We start from the raw sequence: 8,533 nt of genomic DNA, 5'->3' as shown, positions 1-8,533 counted from the left end.
GATGGCCAGGTCCTCGACGTGGACACCCGCACACGCAACGCTCTGCTGCGTGGCCTGCGGTGTCTGGGCGAACGTGGTTTCGCCCTACTCACCGGACGCTGGCGCAGCCTGCGGCATCTCACCGCCAACCCCAGCAAGATCGGCGACATCGTCAAAGCCGCCCTTGTCCTCACGCATTTCGAACACGGCAAGATCGCGTGAAAGTCGCTGAGATCACCTCACTCCCCCACCTTGAAATCGCGGCCATAATCCCGGGCGATATCGGCATAACGTTGAAACAATCCACGAAGCATGTCATGGTCGGACGCCAGTGTGACAATCGAACTGCCCACCCGAGCAGCCCATTCCACAGTAGCCGGACTTTGGGTGAGCGTGGTGAACAGCGGCGGATGCGGCAGCTGTGAAGGCTTGGGCACGGTGGCGACCTGCCGGACCTCGCCCGCGTGCACACCGGCGCCCAGCCGAGCGGAGATCGGGTGCGGCCAGGACAGTCCCGACGGCGGAACGTCCATGAACTCGCCCTGGTAAGACCAGAGATCCTCGGTCCACGACCGGCGCATGATCTCGAACCACTCCTCGAAGACGCGCCGGTTGCGGCCCTCGTCAGCGACGGACACGTTCACGTGCTGCCCGAGCACACCCACCGACCGAGGCTGATAGCCCCTGCTGAGCCCGATATCGAGCCTTCCGCCGGTGAGATGGTCGGCGACCGCGATATCCTCGGCCAATCGAAGCGGATTCCAGTTCGGCAGCACCAAGCCCATTTGACCGTGCCGCAACCGTTTCGTGTGCGCGGCCAGATGGACGTTCAACAACAACGGATTCGGTGTTACCTGATATCCTTCCACCTCGAAATGGTGTTCGGCCATCATGAACGACGTCCAGCCGGTCTCGTCGGCACAGATCGCCTGTTCGAGCAGTTCCGCGAGCGTCTGCCGGTACAAATCACGGTCAAGGCCAAGCAAACCGGTTCCCAGTCGCTGCGACGGCGAACCCGTGGCAACCGGGTAGAAGAGAGAGAATTTCACCTCCGCGACAATTCACCCGATGATGATCACGCCGCAACGACATGCCGGAACGGCGGCTCGGAAGTCGCCGCGACGCTCACGATCGGGCAATAACCGTGAGACATCAGGGAATTGTCCGCCAGTGCCGTCCTCGGCGCCGCGTTCGCCAGTGCCGCCCGCGCCAAGGCCGAACAGGACTGGGAAACGGGTACGCGTCGAATTCCGCCGCGGTAATGCCCATCAGCACCGGATACTTGATCCCGCCGCGCACCAGCTCGGTGTCCCGCGGACGGCCCTCCTCACGGAAGCCGAGTCCGCCGTGCAACGACAGCGAAGCGAAGTTGCCGCCGAGGATGCTGACCTCGCACTTGCGGTAGCCATACTGCCCGAACATGACCGTGAGCAGGGTGGTGACGGCGTCACCCGCATAGCCACAGCGCCGGTGGCGCGCCCCGATCCCGATGCCGTAACTGAACCAGCCGGACACCGGGTCGGTCTGGACGCACATCGAGCCGACCAGAATCCCGCCGTGCCGGGTCTCGATCGCGAAGGCATCGGGCGCGTCCGATCGATGGACCGCCCAATGCCGGTATCCGTCATGGCTGCCAGCGGAATCCCGGTCGAATCCGATCAGCGTGCGGTGGTCCGCGCGGCCGATCCCACGCAACCGGACCTTCCGCCCGGCCCAGCTCGCTCCGTTGACCCGCAACGGAGTACCGCCAAGCGCGTTCGCGATCATCGGCGGCGATGGTATCGGACGGCTCAGCTCCTCAGATCGTCGTCCGTGTACTCCCCTTGTACTTCCGCCGACGGGTCAGCGTGCAGCGAGTTCTCCCGGCCGCGCAGCTCGACCCGGCGGATCTTGCCGGAGATCGTCTTGGGCAGCTCGGCGAACTCCAACCGGCGGATTCGCTTGTACGGCGCCACATTCTCCCTGGCGAAGGCCAAAATGTCCCGTGCGGTCTCGGCTGAGGGCGAATATCCGGCCGCCAGAACCACGTAAGCCTTGGGCACGGCCAACCGCAACGGATCCGGTGACGGAACGACCGCGGCCTCGGCCACCGCGGGGTGCTCGATCAGCACGCTCTCCAGCTCGAACGGCGAGATCCGGTAGTCCGAGGCCTTGAACACGTCGTCCGCGCGCCCCACATACGTGATGTACCCATCGGAATCGCGCGCTCCGACGTCACCAGTGTGGTAGTACCCGTCCCGCATGACCTCGTCGGTTCGCTCAGCCGAGTCGGCGTAACCCGTCATCAGCCCGACCGGCCGGGGATCCAGCGCCAGACAGATCTCGCCTTCACCACCAGGCGAACCGGAAACGGGATCGATCAACGCGACCGTGAATCCAGGCAGTGCCCGGCCCATCGAGCCAGGTTTCACCGGCTGGCCTGGCGTGTTGGCCACCTGGACGCTGGTTTCGGTCTGCCCGAAGCCGTCCCGGATGGTCACACCCCAGGCCTTACGAACCTGCTCGATCACCTCAGGATTCAACGGTTCGCCAGCGCCAACGACCTTCGAAGGCGGCGTGGCCAGTTGCGACAGATCGGCCTGGATCAGCATCCGCCACACGGTCGGCGGCGCGCAGAACGACGTGACCCCACAACGGTCCATTTGCGCCATCAACCCAACGGCGTCGAACCGCGTGTAGTTGTAGATGAACACGCACGCGCCCGCGTTCCACGGCGCGAACACGTTGCTCCACGCATGTTTCGCCCACCCAGGCGAGGAAATGTTCAGGTGCACATCGCCCGGTTCGAGCCCGATCCAGTACATCGTGGACAGATGCCCGATCGGGTAACTGGCATGCGTGTGCCGCACGAGCTTCGGCTTCGCGGTCGTGCCAGAAGTGAAGTACAGCAACAAAGTGTCCGACGCGTCCGTCGGACCGTCCGATTCGAACGCCCGCGAACCCGAGGCGGACGCGTACGAATGCCAGCCCTCGACAGCCGAGCCGACCGCGATCCGCGTGTACGAGCCCGGGACGGAGTCAAACTTCGGCGCGTCCTCGGACCGAGCCAGGACGTGCTTGACCTGGCCGCGGTCGACCCGGTCGCGCAGGTCTTCCGGGCCGAGCAGCGTGGACGCCGGGATGATCACCACGCCGAGTTTCATCGCCGCGAGGATCGTCTCCCACAGTTCACCCTGGTTGCCCAGCATCAGGATCAGCCGGTCGCCACGCTCGACGCCGATCGACCGCAGCCAGTTCGCGACCAGGTTGGACCGCTGCGACAGCTCGCCGAACGTCCACTTGCGCTCCGAACCGTCCTCTTCGACGATCCACAGCCCGAGCTGGTCCGCTGGCAACGTGTCGAACCAGTCGAGCGCCCAGTTGAACTCACTGGGCTGGGGCCATCGGAACTCCCGGTAGGCGGTGTCGTAGTCGTCCCGATGGGCCAGCAGGAAGTCACGCGCGCTCTGGAAGGTCACGCTGGAGATTATTCTCCGGTGAACTCGGGATCGCGACGTTCGAGGAACGCCTGTACGGCCTCGCCGAGGTCCTTGCTCGGCAAGAACGCCGCGTTCCACGCCGAGACGTACCGCAGTCCGTCGGCGACACGCGGCGCGAGGTCGTGGTCGAGGACGTCCTTCGTGCCCTGCACGACCAGCGGCGGGTTCTTGGCGATCTCGGCGGCCAGCGAACGTGCAGCTTCCAGCACCGCGTCCTGATCCGCGTGGACGTCGTTGACCAAGCCGATCTTCTCGGCACGGGCCGCGTCGATGTCCTTGCCGGTGTACGCCAGCTCGCGCAGGTGGCCTTCGCCGATGATCCCGCGCAGCCGGTGCAGGCTGCCGATGTCCGCGACGATCGCGACCTTCACCTCACGCACGCTGAACTTGGCGTCCGCCGAGGCCAGCCGGATGTCCGCGGCCGAGATCAGGTCGACGCCACCGCCGATGCACCAGCCCGACACCGCGGCGATCACCGGCTTGCGGCATTGCGCGACGGCCGTGACCGAGTCCTGCAGCCTGCGGATCTCGTCGAGGAAGCGGGTCCGTGGCCCGGCGAGCGCGCCGCCGAGCAGTTCGCCCCAGCTGCCCATCATCGCGGGCAGGTCGAGGCCGTAGGAGAAGTTTTTGCCACTGCCGGTCAGCACGACCGCGCGGACGTCCGGGTCCGCGTCCAGCTCGCGGAACACGATCGGCAGCTCGCGCCAGAAATCCGGGCCCATGGCGTTGCCTTTGCCCGGTCCGAGCAACGTCACCTCGGCGACGTGGCCGGACTGCTTCACCTGGAGCGATACGAGGTTGTCAGCCATACCCCCATCATGTCCTACCCGCCGGTAACCCAGCGACTACCCCAGCCGTGGTACCGAGCGTCAGCCATCCGAATCCCAAAACCACCACTTTGTGTACGTATTCACGACATGCCCGGATCGCCCAGTCGTGTTCCGTCACTGCGTGAGACCGTGAGATCACCAGGCGCCCGCGATCGTCCGGACGAAAGGAGGGGCCCGAAGTGTCACAGCCACAACAGATGTCCACGCCGATCTTCGACGAGCTGCTTCGCGAGTTCACCAGCCGGATGGAAGAGCAGCGCACCGCACAGCAGCCTGCACAGCCGGAACCAGCCTCTCCGCCCCAGCAACCCGCACAGCAACCCGCACAGCAACCCGCACAGCAGCCGGTACAGCAGGCGGCGCATCGCAGGCGCGCCGACTGACCCCGCTACCCTCTGCGCATGCGGCGCCGCACGGTTGATAGACCCCTCGGCGCATCACGAACGGGTGACAAGGCGTAACCGCTTGGTGCACGCGCCCGATTTTCGTATGGCCAGCATGAGGGGGAATCGCGCCATGCCAGACGATCACGACCCCACGTGGGAAGAAGTCCGGTTCGCCGTCGTACTCAACGGCGGTGTCAGCCTCGCGGTGTGGATGGGCGGTGTGGTCCTCGAACTGGACCGGCTGACCCGGCGCACGGGCGCCTACGCCACCCTTCTCCGCCTGGTCGGCGCGACCGCGCGGGCGGACGTGATCAGCGGGACGTCCGCTGGCGGCATCAACGGCGCCGCTTTGGCGTTGGCACAGGTCAATCCGCACGCCGATCTGAACAGCCTGCGTGAGCTGTGGGCCGAGCAGGGCCGGATGGATCTGTTGCTGCGCACGCCATTCAAGGGCGCGCCGGTGTCGTTGCTGAAGGGCGACGAGTTCTTCCTGCCACGCCTCGAAGACGCGATGCGCGGGCTGACCACGCACTACAAGCCTCGGGCCGTGCACGACCGGCCGATGGACCTGCGGATCACCACGACGTTGTTGAAAGGCTTCACCAAGACGACCACAGACGCGCTCGGCCAGCGGCTCACGCAGAACATCCACCAAGGCAGCTTCCGGTTCCGGCGCGATGACGAGCTCGACCACTTCTCCAACGACGGTCGCCTGCCGACGGACCTCACGCACCAGCTCGCGCTCGCGGCGCGCTCGTCGGCCTCCTTCCCCGTCGCGTTCGAGCCCGCGTACATCCCGCTGGACGAGAACTCGCCAATGCGAGACGTCGCCTCGTGGGAAGGCTCGCAACACGTGGTCGACGGCGGCGCGTTGGTGAACACGCCGACCAAGGAAGCGCTTGAGGCCATCGACCAGATGCCCGCGGAGGGCCCCACCCGGCGGGTCATGCTGCTGGTGTTCCCGCACGCGGCCGCTGCCAAGCCCGAGTCCGCGCAGGCCTCAGTCGAAGCGCCGAGCGTGGTCGGCTCGGTGCAGTCGATCATGCGTGCGCAGTCCAGCCAGAGCAACCGGACATTCGTCGACGAGATCGAGAAGTACAACCGTGGCGCCGGTGCCCGCCGAGGCGGCCGGAACGCCTTGCTGGCTCGTTTGTCCACATCGGATGGTCCGGTTGCCGGCCAGTTGTACTCCCTTGTGGACATGCTTTATCCGCACTATCGGGACATCCGGCTGCGCCGGGCGGCGTGGAAGCTGGCCGAGCGTCAGGTTATCGCCCGAGGCAAGCTGGAAATCGCGCCGGACGGTGAGGCGTGGTCGTTCGAGCGGATCAGGGACGCGGTCGAGTTCGCCCACCGGGAATGGTTGCGGACAAAGGGTTCTTTGCCGTATGTGCCCGCTTCCGCTCCGCTTGCCGGAGTGATCAACCTCGGCAAGACCGGGTGGCCGTGGGACATCACGACCGGCGAGCGGGTCGCAGCGTCCGCTTTGGACATGCTCAAACGCATCGTCTGGGTGCTGCCAAAGGGATCCGCGGTCGGCAAGATCCACGAGGCCCGCGCCACTGTGCACCGCGCGCGGGCGGCACTACGCCGGATGCGCTTGGACATGCACAAAGCATGGGAGAACGAGCCGGTGGATTCGCCGGACGGTGAATGCTGGGAACAGCGGCTCGTCGACTACAACAAGCGGATGACCGGTTCGGCGGGCACGAGTGTGCGGGAACTGGTCCTGCAGATCTCGGCCGCTTTCGGCACGGGCGCCCAAGTGCTTGCTTCGGACAACGCGCTGATCGACCGTGACCCGGATCTGCGGGCGTGGCGCGACTTCGTGCAACTGTCCGATGAGGACCCGGACGCCTCGCTGGCCGTCGATCAACGGTGGATGGCCCGGCTGCTCGCGCTGGAAGTCGCGACGACGTGTTTCGCCGACGACTCGGAATCGCCCGAGGAGCAGCAGGTCGAACTGGCCCAGATCAGCCTGCAGACAACGAATTCCTTCGCGCGCTACAGCATGACGGCCGATGACAAGGCAGGCGGCTACTCGCTGTCGCGGTTCTCCGGCTTTCTGAAGCGGTCGTGGCGCGCGAACGACTGGATCTGGGGCCGGATGGACGCGGCGAGCATGCTGTGCCGCGTCATGCTCGACCCGGCACGGATCCGGCGGATGGCCGACCTGTCCGGCCAGTTGTCCGATCTGGACGCGACCGTGGTCGTCGACGACCTGATCAAGCAGTTGTTCGGGGAAATGCCATCGGAACCGCGTATCCAGCAGTGCCGGGAAGAGGCAATCAAGGAACTCGCGCTCGCGCTGGCAACGCAAGCGGGCGCGGCGCAACCGGCAACGTGCGTTGCGCTTGCCGATCTGGTGGCGTGGGCCGTACACATCCAGATCATCCTCGAGGAACTTCCGGAACTTCGCCGCGCGATCGCCGCGGACGCCGTCGATGGCGCGAACGTGCGTTCCAATGGCGAGCGATTCGTCAAGCAGTACGCGGGATTGCTGGACAAGCTGGAAGGAATTCCCGCCGGGCAAGCGTTGACGCCTGAGACAGTCGACCTTGGACTGAAGGCACTGGCGGCGTTCGACCAAGCGGGCATCGGCCGGGAGCCGCTTGGCGAGGAAGTCGCCAGCGACCAGATGATCCGCACGGTCGCGACGGCCGCGGCGACCGCCGTGACGCTCGCCGACAGCCCTCAGCTCGGCGTCAAAGCCGCCCGGCCGGTGACGAGGTCGTTGCGCGGCTTGGCATTGCTGCCCTATTGGACGGTATTCGGGTTGACCAGAGGCGGCAGGCTGGCCCGGTTCCTCGGCCAATTCGGTTTGGCGGCAGGTGGTTTACTGCTGGTCCTGTCGATCTTCGGTGCCTTGCCGGAGTGGGCCGAGACGCCGGCCGCATCCTTCGGCGGCGCCGCGATCCTGGCAGCGTTCGGATACAGCGCGGTCCGCACCGGAAGCCTGCTCCACGGGTTGGTCCTGCTCACACCCGTTGTCCCGCTACTAACTTATGGCCTGACGGAGTCCACATCGGACGAAACCGGGCAGGGCATGGCTGGCCTGATCGGTGTTGGCGTATTCGTTGCCGGGCTGCTGTTGCTCGGTAGTCTGCCAGGGACAAGCCTGACGCCGATGGGCAGTGCAGGCAAGCTGATCACTGGCTTCCCGGCATGGTTGAAGTCCGGCGCGTGGATTGGTCCTGTGGTGGCGTTGGCCGTGGCGGGTCTCGGTTACCTGATCTGGTGGAGTGGGGTCCTCGGCTTCTTCGACGCAAACGCGCCGATCCTGCTGATTTCGACTGCCGGATGCGTAGCCTTGGCGGCGGTGTTGAGTTACTTCGGCGGCCGCGGCCTACGCAGATGGCACCGCGATCCCAGCGGTTCGTGGACCGATCCCGCAACCCGCGACCCATCGGCAGCTGCCGCGGGTTGGGCCGTGGTCTACGGAACGATCTATGTCCTGCTCGCCATCGGCCTGTCCTTTATGGCGCCCGGCACGCCGTTCGCCGCCATGTGGTGGAATGAAGCGCCGTGGTGGGCCCGCGCCGGAATGGCCACGTGCATCACGTTCGCCGCCGTGCTGCTGCTCGTCGTGCCTTGGTATGTGCCGTGGCGCGCACGTTCCGCGCTCTACAAGAAGTTGCTCGACGAGGCACACTCCACGCTGTACACAGACGCTTCGTTGACGAAAATCACGGAAAAGCTCTGTGCCCGCATCGAGACGCACGGGATCATCTGCCGTGGACTGGCCCAAAAGCCAGACTCGGACAACAAGTTCGTCCTCACCCCGGCCGGGAAGCGTCTCGCGGCACGGATCCACCGCAAACTCAAGGCAGCCTGACGGACCGTCTCGCTTGCCGGGGCA

7 protein-coding genes are annotated in these 8,533 nt (G+C 65.9%); 3 read left to right on the top strand and 4 right to left on the bottom strand.

The genetic code is table 11. The features are described from left to right. Window positions 1–201 (top strand): transposase family protein (locus LWC34_RS53090; RefSeq protein ID WP_233734015.1); only part of this gene is annotated, 201 nt, incomplete at its 5' end. Window positions 202–218: 17 nt separating this feature from the next. Here the strand turns inward: LWC34_RS53090 and LWC34_RS53085 are convergent. The 4 genes from LWC34_RS53085 to LWC34_RS53070 all read right to left on the bottom strand — a co-directional run bounded on the left by LWC34_RS53085 (window position 219) and on the right by LWC34_RS53070 (window position 4,267). Next, on the bottom strand, window positions 219–1,028 hold the full coding sequence (locus LWC34_RS53085) for an LLM class flavin-dependent oxidoreductase (RefSeq protein ID WP_233734012.1): 810 nt from the start codon (window positions 1,026–1,028) through the stop codon (window positions 219–221). A 103-nt stretch (window positions 1,029–1,131) separates the two neighbouring features. Continuing rightward, window positions 1,132–1,746, bottom strand: coding sequence for a GNAT family N-acetyltransferase (locus LWC34_RS53080; RefSeq protein WP_233734010.1), 615 nt, complete (start codon window positions 1,744–1,746; stop codon window positions 1,132–1,134). A gap of 23 nt (window positions 1,747–1,769) precedes the next feature. Then, entirely contained in the window at window positions 1,770–3,437 is a 1,668-nt protein-coding gene (locus LWC34_RS53075; RefSeq protein ID WP_308200291.1) for an AMP-binding protein, read from the bottom strand. An 8-nt stretch (window positions 3,438–3,445) separates the two neighbouring features. Next, a complete protein-coding gene (locus LWC34_RS53070) occupies window positions 3,446–4,267 on the bottom strand; it encodes a crotonase/enoyl-CoA hydratase family protein (RefSeq protein WP_233734009.1) in 822 nt (273 codons plus the stop codon). A gap of 200 nt (window positions 4,268–4,467) precedes the next feature. Here LWC34_RS53070 and LWC34_RS53065 point away from each other — a divergent pair, with 200 nt between their 5' ends. After that, window positions 4,468–4,671, top strand: a complete 204-nt coding sequence (locus LWC34_RS53065) for a hypothetical protein (protein ID WP_233734008.1) — start codon at window positions 4,468–4,470, stop codon at window positions 4,669–4,671. Between the two features lie 133 nt (window positions 4,672–4,804). Then, window positions 4,805–8,509 carry a patatin-like protein gene (locus LWC34_RS53060; protein ID WP_233734007.1) on the top strand — a complete coding sequence of 1,235 codons (3,705 nt, stop codon included), beginning with the start codon at window positions 4,805–4,807 and terminating at the stop codon, window positions 8,507–8,509. The last annotated feature ends 24 nt before the right edge of the window (window positions 8,510–8,533 follow it).

This window comes from Kibdelosporangium philippinense, from assembly GCF_021390435.2.
Classification (GTDB): Bacteria; Actinomycetota; Actinomycetes; order Mycobacteriales; family Pseudonocardiaceae; genus Kibdelosporangium; species Kibdelosporangium philippinense.
This window is presented reverse-complemented; position numbering and strand designations above follow the sequence as displayed.